The sequence below is a fragment of the Pseudolysobacter antarcticus genome (assembly GCF_004168365.1).
GTDB classification, from domain to species: Bacteria; Pseudomonadota; Gammaproteobacteria; order Xanthomonadales; family Rhodanobacteraceae; genus Pseudolysobacter; species Pseudolysobacter antarcticus.
Genome location: NZ_CP035704.1, coordinates 1,977,217 through 2,003,056, shown reverse-complemented (window position 1 = coordinate 2,003,056; position 25,840 = coordinate 1,977,217). Strand labels below are relative to the sequence as shown.

15 protein-coding genes are annotated in these 25,840 nt (G+C 59.1%); 6 read left to right on the top strand and 9 right to left on the bottom strand.

The features are described from left to right. Positions 1-136: 136 nt before the first annotated feature. Entirely contained in the window at positions 137-1,567 is a 1,431-nt protein-coding gene (locus tag ELE36_RS08495; protein WP_425480901.1) for a cryptochrome/photolyase family protein, read from the bottom strand. A 235-nt stretch (positions 1,568-1,802) separates the two neighbouring features. Here ELE36_RS08495 and ELE36_RS08490 point away from each other — a divergent pair, with 235 nt between their 5' ends. The 6 genes from ELE36_RS08490 (at position 1,803) to ELE36_RS08465 (ending at position 14,302) form a co-directional block, all read left to right on the top strand. Then, positions 1,803-6,743, top strand: a complete 4,941-nt coding sequence (locus ELE36_RS08490) for an alpha-2-macroglobulin family protein (protein WP_242512397.1) — start codon at positions 1,803-1,805, stop codon at positions 6,741-6,743. A 51-nt stretch (positions 6,744-6,794) separates the two neighbouring features. Next, positions 6,795-9,209 carry a penicillin-binding protein 1C gene (gene pbpC / locus ELE36_RS08485; RefSeq protein ID WP_129832658.1) on the top strand — a complete coding sequence of 805 codons (2,415 nt, stop codon included), beginning with the start codon at positions 6,795-6,797 and terminating at the stop codon, positions 9,207-9,209. 175 nt (positions 9,210-9,384) lie between these two features. After that, complete coding sequence (locus ELE36_RS08480; RefSeq protein WP_129832657.1) at positions 9,385-9,864, top strand: MarR family winged helix-turn-helix transcriptional regulator; 480 nt, start codon at positions 9,385-9,387, stop codon at positions 9,862-9,864. Between the two features lie 24 nt (positions 9,865-9,888). Beyond that, positions 9,889-11,358, top strand: a complete 1,470-nt coding sequence (locus tag ELE36_RS08475; protein ID WP_129832656.1) for an efflux transporter outer membrane subunit — start codon at positions 9,889-9,891, stop codon at positions 11,356-11,358. Positions 11,359-11,367: 9 nt separating this feature from the next. Further along, positions 11,368-12,600: an HlyD/EmrA/EmrK family protein gene (locus ELE36_RS08470; protein ID WP_129832655.1), complete on the top strand. Its 1,233-nt coding sequence runs from the start codon at positions 11,368-11,370 to the stop codon at positions 12,598-12,600. A gap of 148 nt (positions 12,601-12,748) precedes the next feature. Further along, complete coding sequence (locus ELE36_RS08465) at positions 12,749-14,302, top strand: DHA2 family efflux MFS transporter permease subunit (RefSeq protein WP_129832654.1); 1,554 nt, start codon at positions 12,749-12,751, stop codon at positions 14,300-14,302. Between the two features lie 12 nt (positions 14,303-14,314). On the opposite strand, the gene ELE36_RS08460 is transcribed toward ELE36_RS08465, so the two are convergent. The 8 genes from ELE36_RS08460 to ELE36_RS08425 all read right to left on the bottom strand — a co-directional run bounded on the left by ELE36_RS08460 (position 14,315) and on the right by ELE36_RS08425 (position 25,719). After that, positions 14,315-15,448, bottom strand: coding sequence for an acyltransferase family protein (locus tag ELE36_RS08460; protein ID WP_129832653.1), 1,134 nt, complete (start codon positions 15,446-15,448; stop codon positions 14,315-14,317). Then, positions 15,445-16,305 carry a sterol desaturase family protein gene (locus ELE36_RS08455; RefSeq protein WP_129832652.1) on the bottom strand — a complete coding sequence of 287 codons (861 nt, stop codon included), beginning with the start codon at positions 16,303-16,305 and terminating at the stop codon, positions 15,445-15,447. The genes ELE36_RS08460 and ELE36_RS08455 overlap by 4 nt, the downstream gene beginning before the upstream one ends. A gap of 90 nt (positions 16,306-16,395) precedes the next feature. Beyond that, positions 16,396-19,086: a magnesium-translocating P-type ATPase gene (gene mgtA / locus ELE36_RS08450; protein WP_165371538.1), complete on the bottom strand. Its 2,691-nt coding sequence runs from the start codon at positions 19,084-19,086 to the stop codon at positions 16,396-16,398. A gap of 273 nt (positions 19,087-19,359) precedes the next feature. Next, complete coding sequence (lpxK, locus tag ELE36_RS08445) at positions 19,360-20,376, bottom strand: tetraacyldisaccharide 4'-kinase (RefSeq protein ID WP_129832651.1); 1,017 nt, start codon at positions 20,374-20,376, stop codon at positions 19,360-19,362. After that, the gene (gene msbA, locus ELE36_RS08440; RefSeq protein WP_129832650.1) at positions 20,373-22,163 is read right to left on the bottom strand and encodes a lipid A export permease/ATP-binding protein MsbA; all 1,791 of its coding nucleotides are present in this window, start codon (positions 22,161-22,163) and stop codon (positions 20,373-20,375) included. Before msbA ends, lpxK begins: the two co-directional genes overlap by 4 nt. Before the next feature lie 36 nt (positions 22,164-22,199). Continuing rightward, positions 22,200-22,628 carry an ExbD/TolR family protein gene (locus ELE36_RS08435; RefSeq protein ID WP_129832649.1) on the bottom strand — a complete coding sequence of 143 codons (429 nt, stop codon included), beginning with the start codon at positions 22,626-22,628 and terminating at the stop codon, positions 22,200-22,202. A gap of 10 nt (positions 22,629-22,638) precedes the next feature. Further along, positions 22,639-23,277 (bottom strand): MotA/TolQ/ExbB proton channel family protein, encoded by a 639-nt coding sequence (locus tag ELE36_RS08430; RefSeq protein WP_207215893.1) that lies wholly within the window; start codon positions 23,275-23,277, stop codon positions 22,639-22,641. A 120-nt stretch (positions 23,278-23,397) separates the two neighbouring features. Continuing rightward, a complete protein-coding gene (locus ELE36_RS08425; protein WP_129832648.1) occupies positions 23,398-25,719 on the bottom strand; it encodes a DNA internalization-related competence protein ComEC/Rec2 in 2,322 nt (773 codons plus the stop codon). Between the last annotated feature and the right edge of the window lie 121 nt (positions 25,720-25,840).

Below are 25,840 nucleotides of genomic sequence, written 5' to 3'. Positions count from 1 at the left end.
GTCTCTACGGGAACGACGGTTGTCGTAAAAAATGATGCACGCACTATCGCTACAACGATCTGTCTTTTTGATGGCCGATCAATGGCGAAAATGCTCGCTCAGCCACTCGTTAATTCACCATCGCGAGTAAGCTTGGCTACACATTGCGCATGCGTTGATACGCATCCAGCGCCGCAGTCCGTGTTGCGGCAAGATCCACCATCGGCGATGGGTAACCCGTGCGCTGCAGCAGCGCTGGATCGAGCCACGGTTCATGCACCAACTTGAGCGGGGCATCGGCCAGCTCTGGCACCCAGCGTTTGACATACGCACCATCGGGATCAAATCGATAACCCTGCGTGACCGGATTGAAAATTCGAAAATACGGCGATGCGTCCGCGCCCGAGCCCGCGGTCCATTGCCAGCCTTGCGTGTTGTTGGCGAGGTCGGCATCTACCAACGTATCCCAGAACCAGCGCGCGCCGTGGCGCCAATGCTGACGCAGGTTTTTGGTGAGGAAACTCGCGACCAGCATGCGCACGCGATTGTGCATCCAGCCGGTGCGCCAGAGTTCGCGCATACCGGCATCAATGATCGGAATACCGGTCTGTCCACGCTGCCAGCGCGCCAGTGCAACCGCATCATCCGGCGCCCATGGAAAGGCATCGAACTGCGCTTGCAACGGTTTCTCCGGCGTGTGCGGAAAGTGGTACAACAAGTGATTCGAAAACTCGCGCCAACCGAGTTCGCGCAGATACGGCTCGGCAGCTTCATGCAACACCGCCGATGATTCGTTGCGTGCATATTGATCGAGCATCCACGCAATCTGGCGCGGCCCGATTTCGCCGAAATGCAGATACGGCGAAATGCGCGACGTGCCGAAGTGATCAGGCCGATCGCGCTCAACTTTGTAGTCGCGCAACGCCGCTTCGCAAAACTGCTGCACCGACTCGTGCGCACCGAATTCGCCGGGCAACCAGTGCGCACCGAACTCGCTATCCCACGGAATTTTCGGCCGCAGATTTAGCGAATTCAGCGCGACCGAGGCTTCAGCCTTTTTCGTCTCGATACGCTGCGGTGCAGGTTGCGGCGCCTCAATCTGCAGGTTCGCGCGCAGCTTGCGCCAGAACGGCGTGAACACACGATACGGATCGCCCTGCCCGGTTTCGATCTGCCACGGCTCGATCAGCAATGCGCCGTTGAAACTTGTCGCCTCAATGCCGTCGTCGCGCAAGGCTTGCTTGATGCACTTATCGCGTGCGATGCAGGCCGGTTCATAACGACGATTCCAGTACACCGCTTGCGCGCCGGTCGAGACGATAAGTTCGCGTAGATTTTCCAAGGTCGCACCGTGGCAGATATGCAGGTACGAACCACGTTCGCGCAAGCACTGATCCAGCGCGGTAAGCGAATGATGCAACCACCAATGGCTGGCCGCGCCCTGTGCCCACGGCGCTTCTTCTTCGGGCGCGTGGATGTATACCGGCAACACGCTCGCACCACTGTCGATCGCGGCGCTCAGCGCCGGATTGTCTTCGAGGCGCAGATCGCGGCGAAACCAGACGATGATGACGTGACTCATGCGCATGTCATTCCCGAATATTCAATCGAGCAGCATGCCTGCGTCGACGTGGAGAAAAGATAAACATCGCCATATCGCGTGAGCAATGCTTGCGACGCTGGCGAATCAGCAAACGCGGACTTGCCACGTCGGCAATATTCGGGCGAATCTGCAATCACGCGGCATTTCGCCATAATTTCGCCAGCATTCGCGATGCGCCGCTCGCTATACTGCGACTACTTTCGAGCGTCCAGGAGTGATCATGCGCATGCCGTCCTTGTTCTGTTCGCCGTTGCGTCGCATTTCGTTCCGCGTCGCTGTCTTTGCGCTGCTGGCGGGACTTGCCGCCTGCGGCAAATCCGAAGCGCCTAACGCTACTTCGGCGCCGAATGGAAATACTGCCACGGTCGCGACGAAACCTGTTGTGCCTGCAAAAATCGAAGGTTTCGGCTTGGTCAGCGCGGGTCTCGACGAGGACAACGAAAACGATCGCCCGAGCATTCTGCTGAAGTTCTCCGAAAAACTCGCAGGCGCGCAAAAATTCGATGAGCTGATTCAGCTGACCGGGCCAAAAGGCGCCGCGGTTTCGGGCAGCTGGGCACTGGACGACGACGGCATGCGGCTGCGTTTTCCGTTTCTCGATGCGAACAAGAATTACAAGTTGCATATCAAGGCCGAGTTGTCATCGGCTGATGGCAAGATGCTGAAAAGCGCGGTCGATCAGGAAGTGTTTACCGGGCCGATGCAACCGGCCGTGGGTTTCGCCTCGCAAGGCAGCGTTTTGCCCGCGCGCGATACGCAAGGTTTGCCCGTGGTCAGCGTCAACGTGAGCGAAGTCGATGTGGAGTTTTTCCACGTGCGCGACAAATCGCTCTCGACGTTTTTCGCTACTTATCAGCGCGCCGGTCAGCACGGTTCGTGGGAACTGTCGCGCCTCAGCAAGATCGCCGATTCGGTCTACAGCAATCGCTTCGTGCTCGATGGCAAACCCGATCAGCGCGCGCTGAATTACATTCCTACGCAGAGCATCAACGAGATCGCGCAAGCCGGTCTGTATTTCGCGGTGATGCGTCGTGCTGGCCAGTTCGACAGCAGCTATCAAACCAGCTTTTTCTTCGTCAGCGATATCGGTCTGCATACACGTGTGCACGCCGACAAACTGTGGGTGCACGCGGCATCGCTGAAAACCGGCGAGCCGTTGCGCGGCGTGGAGCTGCATGTGCTCGACAAGGCTGGCAACAGCGTCGCCGGCAGCGAGCTGCAGACCGATGGCGACGGTAATAGCGAGTTCGTCTACAAACTCAAGGCCGATCAGGTGCTGGTCGCGAAATCCGGCACCGATGTGTCGTTGTTGCCGTTCAATCAGCCGGCGCTGGATTTGTCCGATTTCGCCGTGAGTGGCCGCCGCCAGGATTGGTACGAAGTGTTCGCGTGGTCCGGCCGCGATCTGTATCGACCCGGTGAGAATGTGCGTGTTTCCGCGCTATTGCGCGATTACGACGGCAAGCCGATCAAACCGCAACCGCTGCTCGCCACACTCAAACAACCCGATGGTCGCGTGTTTGCCACGGTCACCTTGCAAGCGAAGGAACTCGGCTATTTCGAATTCAATCGCGTGATCCCGGAAGACGCGCCGACCGGCCGCTGGCAGCTTGAGTTCCGCGTCGATCCGGCGGCGAAAGAAACCGATCATCGTTACAACTTTCGCGTCGAGGATTTCCTGCCTGAGCGGCTCAAGCTCGATCTGAACAGCAGCAAGGATCGGCTGGCTCCTGGACAAACTTTGCCGCTGTCGGTCGAGGCTGCGTATTTGTACGGCGCGCCCGCTGCAGGCAATCGTTTCACTGCCAAATTATTGCTCAGCGCGGATCAACATCCGGTCGACACGCACAAGGATTTTTTCTTTGGCGATCCAACCATCGAGTTGCCGAAAGAAGCGCAGGACAGCATCGATACCGATCTCGACGAGCAAGGAAAACTGAGTCAGGAAATCAAGGTGCTGGCCGATGGCAAAGCCACGGCGCCGATTGCGGCGCTGGTCAGCGGCAGCGTCTACGAAAGCGGTGGGCGCACCGTTACACGCACGCTCAAACGCACGGTCTGGCCGGCCGATAGCTTGATCGGCGTACGACCGCTGTTCGACGACAAGGACGGCGCAAATTCGAACAGCATGGCCGGCTTTGAAGTCATCCGCAGCAATGCCACCGGAGACATGCTCGCATCGGAAAAACTGCACGCCGTGCTGAAGCGCGATCGGCGTGAATTCCACTGGACTTACGATCGTGATGCCGGCTGGAAATTCGACTTCACCCAGCATTGGGAAGATGCGATCGAACACGACTTTACGATCGAGGCCGGCAAAGCCGCCAAGCTGGAAATGAAAGTCGACTGGGGCGATTACCGCCTCGAAATTACCGATGCGCAAACCGGCTTGACCACACGTTATCCGTTCATCGCTGGCTGGTCGTGGTCGGATCAGAATCGCGGCAAGGAAGCGCGCCCGGACAAGGTCAAGGTGACGCTCGACAAGGAGCGTTATCAGACCGGCGACACGCTGAAAGTGACGATCACGCCGCCGCAAGCCGGCCCGGGTTTGTTGCTGGTCGAGAGCGATCATTTGCTGTTCAGCCGCAACATCGACGCGAAGCCTGGGGCGACGTTCGAGATTCCGGTCAGCAAGGATTGGGAACGCCACGATGTGTATGTCAGCGCGATCGTGTTCCGTCCCGGCTCGGCCGCCGAACACACCACGCCGAATCGCGCGGTCGGTGTTGCGCATGTCGAAATGGATCGACGCGCACGCAGCATTGCTGCCAGCGTCAACGCGATCGATACGATGCGCCCTGATCAGGATCTCGAAGTGACCGTGAAAGCAGCCGCGCTCGCCGGCAAACCGGCCTACGTTGTGTTGTCAGCGGTGGATGTCGGCATCCTCAATATCACGCGATTCTCGTTGCCGGATGCGGTCGCGTATTTCTTCGCGCAGCGTGCGCTCGGTGTCGATGCGTACGATCTGTACGGTCGTGTGATCGAAAGTTTCGAAGGCGGCCGCGCGCATCTGCGCTACGGCGGTGATGCGATGCTATCGGCGTTACCGCAGGCACGGCGTCCGACCGCAAAAGTATTGACGGTCGATCTGTTCAACGGCCCTGTGCTGCTCGATGCCAAGGGCGAAGCCAAACTGAAATTGCACGTGCCGGAGTTCAACGGCAGCTTGCGCGTGGCGGCGATGGTTTATGGCGACGAGCAATATGGCAGCGCACAAACCGAGACGATCGTGCGCGCGCCGCTGGTCGTGGAAGTTTCCACGCCGCGCGTGATGGCGCCGGGCGACAGCGCAACTCTGACCGTCGACCTGCAGAATTTTTCCGGCAGCACACGCGAATTCAACATCCAGGCCAGCGCTGATAAACCACTCGCGCTAGACAACGGAATGCGCAAGATCACGCTCGCCGACAAGGCCAAAACCAGCGTGAGCTTTCCGCTGAAAGCCCTCGATGGATTCGGTATCGGACATTTCCGCGTGCAGGCGCAAAGTGGCGAGATCAAGATCGATCGACAGTTCGAAATCGCACTGCGTCCGGCGTATGCGAGCGTGCGACATTCCACACCGCGCGTGCTCGCAGCCGGTGAATCGATCAGCATCGGCGCCGATGCGATCAGCGGTTTGCAAGGCGAGTCAGTGAATACGCGGTTGAGCCTGAGCACGTTGCCGCCATTGCCGTTCGGCAGTGCCGTCGAGCAGTTGTTCAAGTATCCGTACGGCTGTCTCGAACAGACTACAAGCAAGGCGTTTCCGCTGATCTGGATGGATGCGGCCACGGCGCAAAAACTTTCGATCAAGCCGATGGCTGCGGATAAACGCCAGCGCCAGATCGACGAAGCGTTTAGCCGTCTATCCTCGTTCCAGCTGCAGAACGGCAATTTCTCGATGTGGGGCGGCGATAGCGAGGGCAACGAACAACTCACGCCATATGTTGCGGAATTTTTGCTCGACGCGCGTGATGCGGGTTTCAAGATTCCCGAGGCGACGTTGCAGAAAGCGCTGTCGCGAATCAACGACGATCTGCTCGCTGGCGGCCATCATTTTTACGCTTACCAACAACCGGAACATTTGCGTTTCGCCAACGAGGCTTATTCTGCGTACGTGCTGGCGCGTGTGCAGCGCGCCCCGCTCGGCACCTTGCGCGCGATCTTCGATAACGAACGCGAGAAGTCGCTGACACCGTTGCCGCTGGTGCATCTCGGCATCGCGCTCGCCTTGCAGGGCGATAAACCTCGCGGCGAAAAAGCCATCGCCGAAGCGTATGCGAAGGCATGGAAAGCGCGCCCAGAATATCTCGGTGATTACGGTTCGGAATTGCGCGATCAGGCGCTGATGCTGGCGTTGCTGCACGAGCACGGCATGAGCAAACCTGAGTACGATACGAGCGTGATCAAACTCGCGCAGGATTACACCACGCGCAAGCACGACAGCTGGAATTACCTGAGCACGCAGGAAATGGTCGCGCTGTTCCGTCTCGGTCGACAACTGTTGTTGAGCGATACGCCGACCTTCAGCGGCAAGCTTACTATCGGCGGCGCATCAAGCGATATCCCAGCGGACAAACTTTGGTCGCAGGTATTCGGCGGCAACGAGGTTCGCAGTGGCATCAACATCGCACTGAGCGGCAATGCAAAAAGCATTTACGCGATGCAGGATGTGGTCGGCTATCCGAACAAGGCGCCCACGATGGACGATAGCAAGATCGCGATCACGCGCGCTTGGTATACCCCCACCGGCGAGCCGATCACCGACACCACATTGACCGAAGGTCAGACCGTGGTCGTGGCGATCACGCTCGAAGCCCGGGAATCGATGCCGGATGCGATGCTGATCGACCTGCTGCCAGGCGGACTTGAAATCGAAAACCTCAATCTGACCGATGCCAAACAATGGGGCGAAGTCACGATCAACGATGTCAAACTCAGCGAGCGCGGCAACGCTGCAGAAATCGTGCACGAGGAATTCCGCGATGATCGTTATGTCGCCGCGCTGAAACTCGAACCGGGCCAGAAGGCGCAGTTGTTCTATCTGCTGCGCGCGGTTTCGCCGGGCACGTACGCGGTGCCGCCAACCTTGGTCGAGGACATGTATCGACCGCAGTTGCGCGGCATCGGCGCGAGCAAGGCGGCCATGATCAAGGTCGTGGAGCCGCAGTAGTCGAGCAAGATTTTTATACGTCAGTCGAAAATTTGCCTGTCTAAATCGCGTATGAAAATCCGCTTCAAGCGTGTGCCGATTTCTCCGCCGCCCGGAGAGATCGGCACCACACCGCGCCATAACAAAAACCGTTGGCGCTGGAGCAAATACTGCGCATTTTTTCTGCTCGCGATGTTCGTGATCGCGATTCTGTTCGATCGCATTTGTCCACTGCCGCTGCCCGATGCCAACGGCCAAGGTGGTGCGATCGTGCTGGCGCGCGACGGCACGCCGCTACGCGCATTCGCCGACGCGTCCGGCATCTGGCGTTATCCGGTAACACCGGAACAAGTCTCGCCGCTGTATCTCGAAACTTTGCTGAACTACGAGGATCGCTGGTTCTACCAGCATCCGGGCATCAACCCGCTCGCCTTGCTGCGCGCGTTCGGACAGATGCTGTTGCATCAACACATCGTATCGGGCGGCTCGACCTTGACCATGCAGGTCGCGCGCATCATCGATCCGCATTCGCGTTCGTTCGGCGGCAAACTCTGGCAAGTCGCGCGCGCGCTGCAACTCGAAGCCCATTTGAGCAAACGCGAAATTCTCACGCTGTATCTCAATTACGCGCCGTACGGCGGCGCCATCCAGGGCGTGCAGGCGGCGAGTTACGCCTATCTCGGCAAACCAGCAAATCGCCTGAGCCATGCCGAGGCCGCACTGCTGACCGTGCTGCCGCAATCGCCGAGCCGCTGGCGTCCGGACCGCGATGCGGCACGTGCGCAGACCGCGCGCGACAAGGTTTTGCAGCGCATGGGCGATCTGCAGATCTGGAGCAAAGCGCAAGTCGACGATGCGCGCATCGAAGCGGTCAGCGCGCGTCGTCTAACGCCGCCACTCAAAGCCGCGTTGCTGGCCGAGCGTTTGTACGAAGCCGCGCCCGGACAACGCAATATCGCCACCACCATCGACAACGAAATGCAGAGCGCGATGGAAGCGCGGGTCGCGGCGTATCTCACGCATTTGCCGGATCGAACATCGGCGGCGATGCTGATTGTCGACAACAGCAATCTCGATACGCTCGTCTACGTCGGCTCGGGCGCATTCGCCGATGAGGCGCGCCTCGGCCACGTCGACATGGTGCGTGCATGGCGATCGCCGGGTTCAACCTTGAAGCCGTTTTTGTACGGGCTTGCACTGGACGATGGCCTGATCGATTCCGAGAGTCTGCTGCTCGATGCACCGCAATCGTTCGGCGATTATCGGCCCGGCAATTTCAGCGCGACGTTCAACGGTCCGATCGGCGCGGCCGAAGCATTGCGCCTGTCGTTGAATGTGCCGGCGGTGGATCTGCTCGATCGTGTCGGGCCGGCGCGTTTTGTAGCGCGACTTGGCAATGCCGGCCTCAACATCAAGTTACCGGCTGGCGCGGAACCAAACCTGTCGATCATTCTTGGCGGCGGTGCAGTGCGGCTGGAGGATCTGGTCGGCGCATATGCGGCGCTGAATCGCAACGGTATTGCCGCGCATCCGCGACTGCGTCCGCAAGATCCGTTGATCGAGCGCAATGTCCTCTCCGAAGGCGCGGCGTGGATCGTGCGCGCGATGTTGGAGGCAAATCCGCGCCCCGGTTATGCGCCGGGTACTTTTGATCTGACCACGCGCCCGAGAGTGGCGTGGAAAACCGGCACGAGTTATGGCTTCCGTGATGCCTGGGCGCTGGGCACGACGCGGCGTTACACCATCGGCGTGTGGATCGGTCGCCCCGACGGCACGCCACTGCCCGGTCAATACGGCGCGGTGACGGCGTTGCCGCTATTGTTCCAGGCGATTGACAGCCTGCCGCGCAACACTGCCGCATTGTTGCCGGACGTACCCCCGGCCAGCGTCAGCAGCGCGGATATCTGCTGGCCACTCGGGCTGGTTTTCGATGCAGCCGCGCCCGAACTTTGTCATCGCAAATTCACTGCGTGGGTCTTGAACGGCGTGATTCCACCAACCTTGCCGGAGCGCGAGGCGAATATCTGGAGTTCGGGTTTTATCAGCTTTCGCGCGGACGCAAAAACCGGTTTGCGGCTCAGTGCCGATTGCCATCATGCGCAGGAGAAAATCACGCAGATCGCACGCTGGCCGGCACTCGCTTATCCGTGGTTGAGTCGCGCGCAACGCCAGCAGGCGAGCTTGCCTGCACTTGCGTCCGACTGCGCCGCCGACGCGCTGGATGGCAGCAACAGTCTGCGCATCGAAGGCGTGACGCCGAACGCCGCCATCGCGCGTGCGCCCGGCAGCGACAAACCCGCCATGCTGAGCCTGCGCGCGATCGGCGCGAACACCCGCGTGATCTGGTTGATCAACGGCAGACTCGAAGGCGAAACCCTCGGCAACAAGGCGTTTGAGCACGTCTTTCCAACACCGGGCGCGCAGACCATCACGGCGATGACCGCGAGCGGTTTGTACACGCAAATCGAGATCCAGGTTTTGCGTTGATCTCGTCTCGCTGATGGTTGATTAAGCGTTTAGCCTCTGCCGCGCAACTCCTGTGCGCCGCTTCCTTGTTCGAGAATCCAGCGCATGGCGTAAAAAAATTCGCGTTACATTGTTTTACTTGCCTGAACTATATTTGCCTTGACAAGTACATACTGACAAGTACAGTATATGCAGCATGCAAGCCAACGACGCCAGCAACAACAGTCACCACAAGGCCGCAGCGCGTGAAGAAAGCTTCGGCCAACTGATCGGCAACGTGCGCAGCGCCTTGATGAACCGACTCGAACACGAGTTCGCCAAACAAGGCAGCGAACTCAATTTCACGCAGTACCTGGTGATGAAAAAACTTTCGACGGAAGTGCCGATGACCGCGACCGAACTGGCGCGCTCGATCAGTCACGATGCCGGCGCGATGACACGCCTACTCGATCGCCTGACCGAAAAAGGTTATCTGCGCCGTCTGCCGCACGCGCAGGATCGGCGCGCGCTGCAGATCGAGATTACCGAAGCCGGCCGCGAAGTCTGGTGGCGCATGAGCAAGTCAGCCACCACCGTCATGGAGATGGCCTTGCGCGGAATCAGCACCGCAGATCGCGAAAAGTTGACACAAACATTGAAACAGATTCAAGCCACGCTACAGCAAGAAAACGATTAGTCCCCGCTACTATTTGACGCCCCTATGTATCTGAAATCCGCTCTTTCCTCACTCGCCATTGCGCTTTCGGTAGCCGGCTGCGCCAGCATGGAGGGCCTTGCCACGCACGGCCAGCCGCGCGGCAGCAACAGCCTTGCCACGAATAAATCCTTTGCTGCGCTGAAAGTTTCGACCGCGAGCTGGCCACGCCGCGACTGGTGGCAGGATCTTGGCGACCCAGCGCTTGATGTACTGATCGCCGAAGCGCTGCAAGGCAATCCTGATCTCGCCATTGCCGATGCGCGCGTACGTCAGGCTGTGGCGCAGGCGCAGGCCACCGATGCGTTGCGCAAGCCGAGCGTCAAGGCTAGCGCCGGCACCACCGGCGTGCGAATTCCGCAGACGGTGATTCCGGAGCCGATCGGCGGCCATTATTCGACGGTTGATCAGGCGATGCTGAGTTTCAGCTACAGCTTCGATCTGTGGGGCGGCAAACGCGCCGCGTGGGAAGCCGCGCTCGGCCAGGCGCGAGCCGCGAGCGTCGATGCACAAGCCGTGCGCCTGACCTTGTCAGCGAATGTCGCGCGCGCTTATTCGCAATTGGGGTATGCGTTCGTCAGCAAGGATCTCGCGCAGGCCGAGATCGACCGCACCAATACCTTGCTCGATCTCACGCGGCAGCGCGTCGATGCCGGTATCGACAACCAATTGCAGCTGCGCCAGACCGAAAGTTATCTCGCGAGTGCCGACGAGCGCTTCGCCGAAGCCGAACTCGGCATCGCGACGAGCCAGGTAACGCTGGCCGGTTTGCTCGGTCAAGGTCCGGATCGCGGCCTGAGCATCGCCCGCCCGCGAGCGCTCAAACCCGAAGTCGTGGCGTTACCGAGCACCCTGCCCGCCGAGCTGCTCGGACGTCGCCCGGATGTGGTCGCGGCACGCTGGCGCGTGGAAGCCGCAAGCCGCGATATCAAAGTCGCACAGACGCAATTTTATCCAAACCTGAACTTGAGTATCGCGGCCGGATTGGCGTCGATGGATATAGGCAAGTTCCTCAGCGCAGGCAGCCGTTTTGGCGAACTCGCGCCGGCGATCTCGTTGCCGATTTTCGATGGCGGCCGGTTGCGTGCAAATCTCGACAACAAGGATGCGGAATACGATCTCGCCGTCGCGCAATACAACAAGATCCTCGTCAGCGCACTCAACGAGATTGCCAATCGCCTGACGCAACTGCATTCGTTCGATCAGCAACTCGCCGCCGAGCAGCGCGCTTACGACAGCGCCAAGGCGGCGTGGGATTTGGCGATGCTGCGTTACAAGAATGGCGTCGGTAGTTATCTAGAAGCGCTCAGCGTGCGTCAGGCATTGCTGGTCGCCGAGCAAGGTCTGGCCGATCTGCAACGCCAGCAGATCGATATTTCCGTGCAATTGATCGAAGCGCTGGGCGGCGGATTCAACGACAGCGAAGCAACCCCGGCGCCTATTCCCGCCAGCACCATTACACCCCCGATTTCCTGAGGCACGTCCATGAGCAACGAAACTTCCAATCCCGGTTCTGCCAATACTGCGACTCCGAAAAATACCAGCAAGCGCCGCTGGATGCTGCGCGGCCTCGCTGCCGTCTGCGTGATCGCCGCGATTGCGGTGACGGCGTGGTATTTCATGGTCGGTCGCTGGTATGAAAAAACCGAAGACGCCTACATCGACGGCAACGTGGTGCAGATCACGCCGCTGGTGGCGGGCACCGTGATCAGTATCGGCGCCGACGACAACGACCTCGCACAAGCCGGCCAGACCTTGATCGAATTCGATCCGAGCGATGCGCGTGTCGCCCTGTCGCAAGCCGAAGCCAATCTGGCTCGCGCAGTGCGTCAGGTACGCGGCTTGTTCAGCAACGTCAGCAGTCTCGAAGCCGATCTCAACGCCAAACAGGTGTCGCTGGACAAGGCGCGCGCCGACTATCAGCGCCGCAAGAATCTGGCGAGCAGCGGCGCGATCTCGAACGAAGAACTGGCGCATGCCCGTGAGGCATTGGCCGGCGCGGAAAGCGCGATGGCCGGATCGAAACAGCAGCTCGAAACCTCGAAGGCGCTGGTCGACGATACCGCGATCGCCTCGCATCCCGAGGTACTGTCGGCCAGTGCGGCATTGCGTCAGGCGTATCTCGCCACCGTGCGCACGACCTTGGTCGCGCCCGTCACTGGTTATGTCGCGAAACGTTCGGCGCAGGTCGGCCAACGTGTGCAAGCCGGCACGCCGCTGATGGCAGTGGTGCCGCTCGGCCAAGCTTGGGTGGCGGCGAACTTCAAGGAAACCCAATTGCAACACATGCGACTCGGCCAGAAGGTCACTCTGCGTTCCGATCTGTACGGCAGCGATGTCGAATACAACGGTCGCATTTCCGGCCTCGGCGTTGGCACTGGCAGCGCGTTCTCGCTGTTGCCGGCGCAGAACGCCACCGGCAACTGGATCAAGATCGTGCAGCGTGTTCCGGTGCGCATCACGATCGATCCGAAAGAGCTGCAGCAGCATCCGTTGCGCGTCGGTTTGTCGATGTCAGCCGAAGTGGATCTGCACGATCAATCCGGTCAGGTGTTATCGCAAAAGGCGCGTACCGAGCCGGTGTTTTCGACCGACATCTACAAACAGCAACTCAGCGAGGGTGACGCTCTGGTCGATCGCATTATCCGCGAGAACATGGCGCAGGTGGCCGGCGGCGACGCAAGCGGCGGCAACTCGCGCCAACGCAGCAAACACTGATCGCGTTTCGCCTATTTGCAGCGATGAACAATATTTTGTTCGTCGCTCAGAAATCCGGATACGTCGTGCCGGTGTCGACTCGATTCGAGCGATACCGGCCGCGGCTCACATCATCGCAACGTAAAAATCGGTTCAAGGATTCCAGGCCATGAGTGCCCCGGCACCAAGCGCACCTCCGTTTCGTCCACCCAATCTCGCGCTGGCAACTATCGGCCTGTCGCTTGCCACGTTCATGCAGGTGCTCGACACGACGATCGCCAACGTGTCGTTGCCGACGATCGCCGGCAACCTCGGCGTGAGCGCGGATCAAAGCACGTGGGTAATTACCTCGTTCGCGGTCAGCAACGCGATTGCGTTGCCGCTGACCGGCTGGCTCACGCGAAGAGTCGGCGAAGTGCGATTGTTCATCTGGGCGACCTTGCTATTCACGCTGGCGTCGTTCCTGTGCGGCATCTCGCAAAGCATGGGCATGCTAATTCTGTTCCGCATCATTCAAGGCGCTGTGGCCGGGCCGATGTATCCGATCACGCAGAGTTTGCTGATCTCGATTTATCCCGCGGCGAAACGCGGTCAAGCGTTGGCGTTGCTGGCGATGGTGACCGTGGTCGCGCCGATTGCCGGGCCGATTCTCGGCGGCTGGATCACCGACAATTACAACTGGCCGTGGATCTTTTTCATCAACGTGCCGATCGGTATTTTTGCGTGCAGCGTGGTCGCGAGCCAGATGCGCGGACGTCCGGTGTTTCTCGAACGGCCGAAGATGGATTATGTCGGCCTGATCACGCTGATCATCGGCGTCGGCGCGCTGCAGATTTTGCTCGACAAGGGCAACGACGAAGATTGGTTCCAGTCCACATTCATTGTCACACTGGCGATCATTGCAGCGATTTCGCTGGTGATTTTTCTGATCTGGGAACTTACCGACAAGAATCCGATCGTCGATCTGCGCCTGTTCCGCCATCGCAACTTCGCCGCCGGCACTCTGGTGCTGGTACTCGCCTACGCCGCATTTTTCGGCATCGGCCTGCTCGTACCGCAATGGTTGCAACGCAATCTCGGCTACACCTCGACGTGGGCCGGATTGGCCACCGCGCCGATCGGAATTCTGCCGGTGCTACTGACGCCCTTCGTCGGCAAATACGCTGGGCGATTCGACCTGCGCGCGCTCGGCATGATGGCGTTTGCGATAATGGGTTCGACCTGCTTGCTGCGCGCCGGGTTCAATCTCGATGTCGATTTCAAACATGTTGCCTTGGTGCAGTTGCTTCAGGGTCTTGGCGTGTCGCTGTTCTTCATGCCGATCCTGCAGATTCTGTTGTCCGATTTGCAGCCCAACGAAATCGCCAGCGGCGGCGGACTCGCCACCTTCCTGCGCACGCTCGGCGCGAGTTTCTCAGCATCGTGGATCACCTACATGTGGCAGCATCGCGCGATTCTCCATCACGCCCAGCTCGCGGAAAAAATCACCGTGTACGATCCGACCTCGCAAGCGGCAATCGCGACCTTGGGCCAAGGCAGCACGGTACGCGCAGGATTCGTGCTCGACCAGATGATCACGCAACAGAGCTACCAGATTTCGTTCAACGAACTGTTCTTCATGCTCGGCTGCGTGTTCGGTGCGCTGACCTTGATCGTGTGGCTGGCCAAACCGCCGTTCTCCAGCAAGGCCGGGCCGGCGGCAGCTACGGCAGGCGGTCATTGAGCCAGGTACCGATCAAGCTGTGGAATCATTCTTGGAAGCAACTCGTGCAGTGCCAAAACGCCGTAGGGGTTCTTCGAAAAAGCGGAACACCAGTGCGGCGGCGACCATGCTCAAAATTATCCAGCCGAAGCCCGCAAAAAGGATGAGCGACGGTTGATCTTTAATCGCGTCCCGAGCGCAATAAAGCAGCACGAACAACAGCGGGATATGCGCGAAATACAAAGCATAACTGTAACGACTCAAACTGCTCACGACAGCGCGCAAACCTGCACTGCAGGGGACCAGCCACCTGTCCAGCAACGGTAGCAGACAAGCCAGACCTGCCGGCAAAAAAGAAAACAGGGCCGCTGAAAATATCGCGTCGTTGGTGCTACTCAACGAAACATTGCCGCGATTCGCCAAGCCCATGGCGTACATCGCGCACGGCAACAAAATCGCAAAACCCGCTGCGGCCATTTTGCCGGCGTGCTTTTCCCACGGCACCGGGTTACGCAGTTTCCAATAACAAAACAGCATGCCCCAAGCCAGCGCATCCGGACGCAACAGGGTGATTTTCCGCAGCCCCCCATCCCAGGCCGGATGCATGTCAAGAATATAGATCATGCGAAGTGCGGGCATCGACAGGATCAGCATCAGGCTGAACCACGGAATGGCGCTTGAGCGATCCCGCAAATATTGCGCGATCAGGATCAACGGTAGCGGCGCCAGAAGAAAAAACCACACCTCAATGGCGATACGCCAGCTCTCGGGAAAAAATCCATTCGCCGCTGGCGCGAGGAGTGATTGTCCGAGCCACAGATAATTCCAGCCACCAGGAAAAATTTTGAACAAAAGCGAATACAACAAACAGGCCAGCACCAGAAACAAATAATAGTTGGGCAACATTCGCCACGCACGCTGTCGCCAGAAATCACGTACACGACCACGCGATTGCAGTAGTTCGATCAACTCCGCACCAATCGTAAAACCCGCCAACAACAGCAACAGCTCAATACCGAATAACGATAACAAGGTGAAGGCGACAAATAGGTTCGGCCATGTCGGTAATGCCAGCATCAAGCCATGGGCCAATACCACCAACCCAATCGCAATGGCTTGCAGGAGCTCGATTCCGAACGCATCTTTTGCGTCGTGTGTCGAACTCATTTTTCCGCGCTCGGCGTAACCGGCGACATCAGTGCGCGCAAGCGTTTTGACCAGTCGATAAACGGCTGCCAGAGCATGTGCCACAAACTGCGATCTTCATGCTCGTCCAGACCGGTGGCCGGAAACTCATCGGGCTTCGGTAAATACGCAGTCCGAAATACAATATCCCATAACGGCAAATAGGCGGCGTAATTGGTGTTGTGATGCTCGGGTTGCAACGAATGATGGATGCGGTGATATTGCGGCCCAGCCACGATCGGCGTGAGCGGACCGAGCGGCAAACGCAAGTTCATGTGGATGAAGAATGGCCAGAATCCGAAGATCGTCACGAGCCAGACCACATCGGGATTTTTCAGGTCGAACAGCAACGCCATCGGCAAGGTTGTGCTAAACACTCGCAGCGGCGATTCCAGCCAGTGATGCCGCATCGAGCTGGTGATATTGATCGCGCGATCACTATGATGCAGCTGATGTTGTGCCCACAACCACGGACTTTCATGTTGGGCGCGGTGCCACCAGTAGTAGAAAAAATCGTAGATCAGCATGTACAACACAATCGCGGCCAACGACCCCCAGAAACCGTCATCGAAGGCAATATGCAACCAGCCCGGGTGACTCGGCCCGGTATACGCCGAAATCAGCGGCGCAACCCGTGATGCCACAAATCCGCCCAGCAGAAAAACGATCGGCACACACAACAGATTGAAGCGCAGGCGCGACCACGACTGGCCGCGTTCGGCCGGAAAAATCCGTTCGATCAGCAAACCAATGGTCGTGATTACTGCAAGATAGGTCAGTACATTAAACGACTGCTTGGCAAAATCTGTCGCGGCACTCACTACGGCGTCCAAACTCATGAGTTATTTAAAGTTATGCAAAGGCAGACTATAACTCAGGCATCCGAACTGGAATACGCAGGCGGCCAAACCGCACTGCGAAGTAAGTTTTCAGAGCATGCCGAAACGTCGTACCAACCGGACTTTGACGAACTGCGTCAGTGCCATGTAGGCGACCAAAATCAGACCGAGGAACAGCCAGTACAGCGCCGGCAGCGGTGTGAAACCGAACTTCACCGCGAGTGGCGAATACGGCAGCACCGCACCGATGAGGCAGATCGTCAGCGTGGTGATGGTCAGCGCCAGACTCGCGCGGCTTTCGAGGAACGGAATCTTGCCGGTGCGGATCACATGCACGATCAGGGTCTGCGACAACAGCGATTCGACGAACCAGCCGGTCTGGAACAGTGAGGCGTGCTCCGGCGAATTCGCCTTGAATACAAACCACATCACGGCAAACAGAACGTAGTCGAAGATCGAGCTGATCGGGCCGATGAACAGCATGAAACGTGTGATCGCCGGCAGATCCCACTTGCGCGGCTTGGCCAGATACTCCTTGTCGACATCGTCGGTAGCGACCGAGGTCTGCGAAAAATCGTAGAGCAGATTGTTGAGCAGAATCTGCACCGGCGCGATCGGCAGGAATGGCAAAAATGCGCTCGCGCCGATTACGCTGAACATGTTGCCGAAGTTCGAACTCGCGGTCATCTTGATGTACTTGAGGATATTGCCGAATACCTTGCGGCCTTCGAGCACTCCCTCTTCCAACACCATCAGGCTTTTTTCGAGCAGGATGATGTCGGCGGATTCCTTGGCGATATCGACCGCGGTATCGACCGAGATGCCAACATCGGCCGCGCGCAGCGCCGGACCATCGTTGATGCCATCGCCCATGAATCCAACGACGTGGCCGTCGCGATGTAGCGCCTCGATCACGCGCACTTTCTGCTGCGGATTCAAGCGCGCAAACACCTGCGTCGTGCGCGTGGCGAGCGTGAGTTCGTCATCACTCATCGCCTCGACCTGCGGGCCGACCAGATAATTGGTGACTTCGAAACCAACCTGGCGACAGACGTTGCCGGTCACGGTCGCGTTATCGCCAGTGAGGATTTTCACCGCGACGCCGTTTTCGTTGAGCGCCCGAATCGCCTCGGCCGCGCTGTCCTTCGGCGGATCGAGAAACGCCAGAAAACCCATCAACGTGAGATCGGTTTCATCGGCGAGCGAATACGCCGGCTTGGCGTCGATCTCGCGCATGCCGAGCGCGATCACGCGAAAGCCATCCTCATTCATGTCGCGCGCGACGCTACGCACTTCGTCGAATTTTTCCGGCGTCATGAGCGCCTCGCTCGTATCTTCGTCACGCAGCGAAACACAGATACCGAGCGTTTCCGCCACAGCACCTTTCGCGATCAGGAAATGTTTACCGTGTTGATCCTTGACGATTACCGACATGCGTCGACGCGAAAAATCGAACGGCACTTCATCGACCAACGTGTAGCTGGCCTCCATGCGCGCACGCATCTCGCCATCGAATTGTTCGAGCACGGCGAGATCGAGCAGGTTCTTCAGCCCGGTCTGGTAATGGCTGTTGAGATATGCAAACTCGAGTACGTTCTGGTCTTCGTTGCCGGCAATATCGACATGCCGCTGCAGGATGACTTTGTCCTGCGTCAAGGTGCCGGTCTTGTCGGTGCAAAGCACATCGATCGCGCCGAAATTCTGGATCGCGCTGAGACGTTTCACGATCACGTCTTTTTTCGCCATCGCCATCGCGCCTTTGGCGAGATTGATCGTGACGATCATCGGCAGCATTTCCGGCGTGAGTCCAACCGCCACCGAAACCGCGAACATGAAAGCCTGCAGCCAATCGCCCTTGGTGACGCCGTTGATCAGGAATACCAACGGCACCATCACCGCCATGAAGCGGATCATCAGCCACGCAAAACGATGCACACCCTTGTCGAAACTGGTCTGCACGCGCTGGCCGATCAGCGAACCGGCGAGCGCACCGAAATAGGTTTTTGTTCCGGTCGCAATCACCACGGCGGTAGCGCTGCCGCTGATCACGTTGCTGCCCATGAAACCGAGATTGCGCGCTTCGAGCGGCGCCTTGGCCTCGTGATCGACGCCCGCGAATTTTTCCACCGGCATCGATTCGCCAGTCAGCGCGGACTGATTGATGAACAGATCTTTTGCGGTGAGCAGGCGCAGGTCGGCGGGAATCATGTCGCCTGCCGAAAGATGCACGACATCGCCCGGCACAAGCTGGTCGATCGGCACTTCGATCTTCTGCGCGAGCGGCAACGACGCCGCTTTTTCGGCATCTTCATCGATCGCCGGAACACGCCGCGCAGTCGCGGTATTGCTGACCATGCTGCGCAATTTTTCGACCGCACGACCGGTGCGTGCTTCCTGAAAATACGACAGGAACACCGCCATGAACACCATCGCCAGCATGATCGATGCGCCGACCGCATCGTCGCCGAGATACGAAATCACCGCGAGTACGGTCAGCAGGATGTTGATCGGATTGGTGAAAAAACGATGGGCGATTTCGCTCAGGAAAGATTTTTTCTTTTCCTGCGCGACCACGTTCGGGCCGTATTCTTCGAGGCGCGACTCGACTTCGGCCTCGTTCAAGCCATCGCCGCTGACACCGAGACGCTGCAAGACATCGCTGCCTTCGGCCTGGACCATTTCCAGCAGCATGAGATTACCGCGCGCAGCGGCTTCAGCGCGCGCACGATCGCGCACTACATTCGGCAGCGCGATGGAAATTAGGGAAATACGATCGAACATGACCAACTCCAATGACTCTTCAGTTTGTCAGTCCTTTGTTACAAGAACATGCCAAGCGAAGCAGCTGGAGCGATCAGGCCAGGGGCAAAATCGGTATCAGATTCTTCGGCGCGTCCACACCCGCGGACGCCGCCGGTAACGGGCTATCCGCGCTGTGACGCAGCGTGTTGCTGCAACAACAGAACTGCAGGTAAATGACTACTGCAACTGTCCACAGGGGACGAACCTCTCTCTAGGAAATTGCGCGAACATTAGTGTCCAAAACGTTGAAAGTCAACCGCTAATTTCCGCGCGTGCAGACTTCGTCAGCTTGGCCACAACGGCGTCGAAAAATGCCTCTGGCAATTCAGCGCGAACCGGTACAAACCAGAGATTTGGCTGGGCGAAAGAGCGGCATTTCACTGCATCTTTTTCGGTCATCAAAATCGGCAAGTCGTCGGCAAAAGCCAGATCGCTCGCGACATAGAGATGATGGTCGGCAAAGGCATGTTCAACCAGGTCGAGTCCATGGCTGCGCAGCGCGGCAAAAAAACGCGGCGGATTGCCGATCGCTGCAACCGCATGCACACGCTGGCCGGAAAATGCTTGCAACGACTGAACGAGCGCGGGATTCGCCAGCGCTACCGCGTGGTCACCGAGCAGATGCATCGGCACTTCATCGCCCTGCGCAGTCCCGCCATTGCAAACACGAAACTCGACACGCGCCAGACGACTGACCGGCTCGCGCAGCGGCCCGGCTGGCAGCAGGCGTCCATTGCCGAAACGGCGTTGACCATCAATCACGCAAATTTCCACATTGCGCAAAAGTGCATAATGTTGCATGCCATCATCGGCGATCAGCACATCGGGCTTTGCGACCGCCAGCAACAGACGCGCCACGGCAACGCGATCTCGCCCTACCGCGATCGGCACGCCAGTGCGCTGGCGGATCAGGCAGGGCTCGTCGCCAACCGTGCCGGGCAGCGCATCGTCGCCGACCAGCATCGGACCTTCGCTGCTCGCGCCGTAACCTCGGCTGATCACGCCGGGGTTCCAGCCACGCGCACGCAGCGCTTCAACCAACGCAATCGTCAGCGGCGTCTTGCCGGTACCGCCGACGCTGATGTTGCCGACCACGATCACCGGGATCGGCAGTGATTCGACTTTGAAAATACCGCATCGATACAAGCCGCGGCGCATGCCGGCTAGCATTGCGTAGACACCAGACAACATGCGCAACCAGAGCGGCGGCAAACGCGTGGGGTCGTACCAGAGGCTTTCGATCCGCGCCTGGAAATCAGCGCGACTCATGCACTTTCGAGCGCAACATCACCGGCAGCATCGCGAAACTGCATGCGATGCAGCGCGGCATACTGCTGATTCAAAGCAAGCAGCTCCCGGTGCGTGCCACGCTCGACGATACGTCCGCCATCGAGCACCACGACTTGATCAGCATGCTCGACCGTCGACAAACGATGCGCGATCACCACGGTAGTGCGTTCGCGCATCATGCGATTCAGCGCATCCTGGATCAGCCGCTCGGATTCGCTGTCGAGTGCCGAGGTGGCTTCATCGAGAATCAGGATCGGGGCGTTCTTCAAAATCGCGCGCGCGATCGCGATGCGCTGGCGCTGTCCACCGGACAACAACGCACCACGTTCGCCGACCGGGCTGTGGATGCCTTGCGGCAGACGGCGGATGAATTCCATCGCGTTGGCGGCTTCGGCGGCGGCCACGATTTCGGCCTCGCTCGCGCCGCTGAGCGCACCGTAGGCGATGTTGCGCGCGATGCTGTCGTTGAACAGCACGACACTCTGGCTGACCAGCGCAATCTGCGCGCGCAGACCGCGCAAATCGTATTCTGCAAGCGCCCGCCCATCGAGCAAAACCTCGCCGCTGGTCGGCTCGTAGAATCGCGAAATCAAACTTACCAGACTGGATTTTCCGCTACCGGAGCGACCGACCAGCGCCGTGACCGTACCCGGCGCACAATGCAGATCGATGTTGTGCAAGGAAGGCGTCGGCGCGCGCGGATAACGCAAGCCGACGTCGCGCAATTCGATCTCACCACGACTGCGCGTCAGTACGACAGCGCCGCTATCCGACTCGGCCGGCGTATCGAGAATCTCGAACAGATTCTGACCCGCAGCCACGCCACGCTGCATCAATGCCTGCACCGTGGTCAATCGCTTCAGCGACGGCAACAGCGCGAGCATCGCGGTGATCAATGACATGAATGTGCCCGGCGTCATGCGACCGACCATCGATGCGCGAGTGGCAAAAAATATAATCGCCGCCAGCGCGCTCGCCGCGACCAACTGCACCAGCGCGGTGGAAAGCGCATTGGTCGATGCTACTTTGAGATTGAGCCCACGATTGCGCTCGTTGACATCAGCGAAGCGCGTCTGCTCCGAATCCTGCGCGCCGTATATCTTGATTTCGCGTTGCCCGGTCACGGCTTCCTCGACGATACCGGTGACCGATCCGACCGAAGTCTGGATGCGATGGCTGATGCGTCGATAACGACGCCCGACAAAAAACACGATCGCACCGATCAACGGCATCATGAAAAACAATGCCAGGGTCAGACTCGTGCTCTGATACAGCATGACGATGATCAGGCCGATGATCGTGAGCGTATCCAGTACCATCACCTTCACCGCATCGGTGGTCGCCTGTGCGACCTGCTCGACGGTATAGGTCAGGCGCGCGATCAACTGTCCGGCCGGCTCGCGGTCGAAATAGGCGACCGGTAGTTCGAGATAACGCTTGAATACTTGGCTGCGCAGATTGTGCACCACCCCGCGACCGATGCGCGCCATGCTGTAATCAGACGTATAGGTGGCTATTCCGCGCACCAGAAAAAGTGTGATCAGGATCAGCGGCATCCAGAAAATGATGGCCGGATTCGGATGCATGAACAAGTCATCGAGCATCGGCTTGATCGAATAGGCGAACGTCGCCTGCACCGCCGCATCGAACACCATGCCGAGGATGCCGGCACAGGCTATGCCTTTGTAGAACGCCGCATAACCGAGCAGGCGCCGATAGGTGGCTATGCCACTGGCGTGAACATGCGCGGAAGACGGATCGGTCACTTGGCTGGACTCACTGCGACAGGTTTCTCGTGCGGCTTATTTCGGTTTGGCTTCGGTGCTGGGCGTGGTCGCGATCGACAGATGCAAAAAACCGAGCTGGCCGAGTGCATCCATCGCCGTCACCACCGCTTGATGTGGCGTCAAACCATCGGCGCGCAACTGCACTGCGCGATCATGGTCGGCGCCGGTTTCGGTCAAGGCCTGCTTCAGCGCGTCGATGCCGGGGCGCAGCACTTCGTTGTCGTTGACGAAAAAATGCCCTTCGCGGTCGATCATGAGGATCAATGGATTTTTCGGCGCTTCGTCTTTCGATTCGCTGGCCTGCGGCAAGGTCACCTTCATCTGTCGGTGCTGGACAAAGGTGGTGGTCAAGACAAAAAACATCAACAGGGTCAACAGGACATCGATCAGCGAAATCACATTGATTTCGAATTCGTCCTCGCGTCGCGAACCGCCGAGTTTCATCGTGCCGGCCTCAACGAACGGCGGGTTTGGCGAGCACCGGCGATTTCTCGACGTGCATCAATTCATCCAGCAGCGAGCTCGCTTGCTGTTCCATCTCCAGCACGAGCCCGGTAACGCGACCGCGCAGCAGGCGATGAAAAACATAGGCCGGAATCGCCACGCACAAACCGGTCGCGGTGCAGATCAGTGCCTGGCCGATACCGCCGGCCATCTTGCCCGGATCGCCCATGTTGCCGTTGGATACCACGAGGAACATGTCGATCAAGCCGATCACCGTGCCGAGCAATCCGAGCAATGGCGCGATCAGCGCGATCGTACCGAGCGTATTCAGATACCGCTCCATCTGATGCACGACAAAACGCCCGGTATCTTCCATGCGCTCCTTGACGATCGCGCGCGGTTTGTCGCGTACCACCAGTGCGGCGGCGAGCAACTCACCGAGCGGCGAATTCGCGCGCAATACTTCGATATGCGCCGGATCGAGCTGTGCCGAGCGCGCCCACTGGCGCACATCGGCGCCGAGTTTCGGCGGCAGCACCGCATCGTGGCGCAGGCTCCAGTAACGTTCGAGGATGATGGCAAGCGCCACCGCGGAAGCTATGAGTATGGGCAACATGGCCCAACCGCCCGCCATCAAAATCTCTAGCACTGGAAGCAACCTCTTGATGTTATTGAACTGAGTTGTCCGCGCGAACGCGCAGCCCAAGTCGAATGATAACAGCCACGCGACAAATTGCCTGCGCGTTGTGCTGCAGTTTGTTGACCGCGGTTATTCGCGCCAATACGGATGCCGTGCGAGACGACCCTGCTCCATCACTTCGACGCCGCTTTCTGCGCTGAAATGCACTTGTATGAAGCCGCTGCTGGCGGTGTTCAAAAACGCGATGTTCTGCTCGGCATAACGTGCCACCACACTAGGATGCGGATGGCCGAAACGGCTGCGGTATCCCGCCGAGGCGATCGCCAGTTGCGGATGCAGCGCCTGCAAGAAAGCGAGACTCGACGACGACTTGCTACCGTGATGCGGAACGATCAGCACGGTATGCGCCGCCGTGGCACCGATCTCGATCGCGACTTGCGCTTCGGCCTTGCTGCTGATGTCACCACTGAGAATCAACTCGGCATTCGCACTGCGCACCAGCACAACACAACTGCTGTCGTTATCCAGATCGGGCGAATCTGCGCGCGGGTGCACGACCGAAAATTGCACATCGTTCCACGCCCAGATTTCCCCAGCAACACAATGCTGCAACGGCACGTGCGTGCGTTGCGGCTCGCTGCCTTCGCTGATATCCGGTATGTACGCGGCGACCACCGCCGCGGTGCCGCCAGCGTGATCGTTGTCACCGTGCGAGATCACCAGCCGATCGAGATGAGTTATCGCCAGCGCGCGCATCGCCGGCACCACCGCGACTTCGCCGAGATCAAAGGCGCTCGGAAAACGTGCGCCAGTGTCGTACACCATGGCGTGATCACGCGTCTGCACGAGCACCGACAAACCTTGGCCGACATCGAGCACAGTGATGTCGACTTCGCCATCGGCCAACGGCGTATGCAGCGGCCACAATAACGGCAGGAACAAGGCCAGACCCAGTCCGCGCGCTGGTAAACCGCGCGGCAACAACAGCCACAACGCACCGAGCAGCGCGAGTACCAGCGCGAGCAGATTCGGTTCGGGAAAATAATGTTGCGCCGCCGGCCATGCCGCCATTTTCTCCAGCGCCCACCACAATCCATGCATGACCCAGCCTGCGACTTGCAGCAGCGGTGCACCGAGCGCCGGCGCGATCAAAAACATCAGCCCACCGAGCACTGCAAATGGCAGCAAGATAAAACACACCATCGGCACCGCGAGCACATTCGCGAGCGGACCGACCAGCGAACTCTGACCGAAAAACCAGATCGTCAACGGCAGTAACCCGATGCTCGCAATGCCTTGTGCGTTGAGCATTTCGCGCCAGCCATGCCGCCGTGTGCCACGACCACCGAGGCACAAAATCAGCCACGCTACGCCGACAAACGATAACCAGAATCCAGCGCTCAATACACATAGCGGATCGCAGATCAGCAGCACCAGTACGGCCAGCGCGAGACCATGAAACGACGATCGTGCGCGCCAGACAAATGACGCGACGAGGATCGCCGCGATCATCACCAATGAGCGCCGTGTCGGCAAACCGAATCCCGCCAACATAGCGTACGCAAGCGCAAAGAACAGGCTCAATGGCGCTTCGAGCATCGGCGCCGGCCAGCGCAGGGTCAGCCGCGGAAACAAGCGCCACAACAGACGCGCGAGCAACACACCGAAGCCCGAGAACAGCGCGATATGCAAACCCGAAATCGCGATCAGATGCGGGATGCCGGTGGCGCGCACGACCGCCCATTCGTGTTCGTCCATCGCAGCTTGATCGCCGAACGCCATCGCGCGCAAGACATGGCTTTCGGGCGTATCGCCGAGCACGCTATCGATGCCTTGCAGGATTTTCTGGCGCAAGCGATCGACGCAGAATCCGCTGCCGGAATCGAGCATCTGGTTGGACGCATCGTCGTGTACGTAACCGGTGGCGACGATGCCCTGGGTCAAGGCGTGGCGCTCGAAATCGAAGCCGCCCGGATTGATCAGGCCGCGCGGTCGTTTCAAACGCAACACGAGCTGCCAGCGCGAGCACGGCGTGATGTCGGGCGCCGATCCATCCTTGCTGGCATACCAGTTCAGACGCACATGACCGGCAAACGGCACGCTGGCTTTTTCGTGCAGCGCAGTGTCGACATACAGTTCAAATCGCGTCGATCCTTCCTGCGCTTGTGGCAAGCCGATGATCGTGCCGCTGACCTGGATATCCTCGCCTTCGAGCGCGAGCGGCAGGCGCTGCGAAAGTGCGATGTCGGCGCGCAGACACGCCCACGCTGCGCCGCATAAAAAAATCGCGAGCAGACGCAAGCGTGGCAAATGCCACAGCAGCAATAATGAAAAAAGCAGGCCGGCAATTTCGAGCCAGAGCGGCGGCAATTGTGGCAACAATTGCACGACAACCACACCGGCCAGCAGCGCGACACTACCCGACAACAGCGTCAGAGTTGGCGCTTTCATCGAAGCAGTTTTGTCGCAACGATCAACATGCCCGACTCCGTGGCTGGTGCCGAGACGGCACGTATTCCCATGTTACCGATAATGCGCGCCGACCGATTTGCGAGATCGACGCAAACTCGAA

What these genes read in the sequence shown, in the direction of transcription:
- ELE36_RS08425 (WP_129832648.1), bottom strand. Translation starts at nt 25,719, where the DNA reads ATGAAAGCGCCAACTCTGACGCTGTTGTCGGGTAGTGTCGCGCTGCTG.
- mgtA (WP_165371538.1), bottom strand. Translation starts at nt 19,086, where the DNA reads ATGTTCGATCGTATTTCCCTAATTTCCATCGCGCTGCCGAATGTAGTG.
- ELE36_RS08480 (WP_129832657.1), top strand. Translation starts at nt 9,385, where the DNA reads ATGCAAGCCAACGACGCCAGCAACAACAGTCACCACAAGGCCGCAGCG.
- lpxK (WP_129832651.1), bottom strand. Translation starts at nt 20,376, where the DNA reads ATGAGTCGCGCTGATTTCCAGGCGCGGATCGAAAGCCTCTGGTACGAC.
- ELE36_RS08495 (WP_425480901.1), bottom strand. Translation starts at nt 1,567, where the DNA reads ATGCGCATGAGTCACGTCATCATCGTCTGGTTTCGCCGCGATCTGCGC.
- ELE36_RS08465 (WP_129832654.1), top strand. Translation starts at nt 12,749, where the DNA reads ATGAGTGCCCCGGCACCAAGCGCACCTCCGTTTCGTCCACCCAATCTC.
- ELE36_RS08470 (WP_129832655.1), top strand. Translation starts at nt 11,368, where the DNA reads ATGAGCAACGAAACTTCCAATCCCGGTTCTGCCAATACTGCGACTCCG.
- ELE36_RS08490 (WP_242512397.1), top strand. Translation starts at nt 1,803, where the DNA reads ATGCGCATGCCGTCCTTGTTCTGTTCGCCGTTGCGTCGCATTTCGTTC.
- ELE36_RS08455 (WP_129832652.1), bottom strand. Translation starts at nt 16,305, where the DNA reads ATGAGTTTGGACGCCGTAGTGAGTGCCGCGACAGATTTTGCCAAGCAG.
- ELE36_RS08435 (WP_129832649.1), bottom strand. Translation starts at nt 22,628, where the DNA reads ATGAAACTCGGCGGTTCGCGACGCGAGGACGAATTCGAAATCAATGTG.
- ELE36_RS08460 (WP_129832653.1), bottom strand. Translation starts at nt 15,448, where the DNA reads ATGAGTTCGACACACGACGCAAAAGATGCGTTCGGAATCGAGCTCCTG.
- ELE36_RS08475 (WP_129832656.1), top strand. Translation starts at nt 9,889, where the DNA reads ATGTATCTGAAATCCGCTCTTTCCTCACTCGCCATTGCGCTTTCGGTA.
- pbpC (WP_129832658.1), top strand. Translation starts at nt 6,795, where the DNA reads ATGAAAATCCGCTTCAAGCGTGTGCCGATTTCTCCGCCGCCCGGAGAG.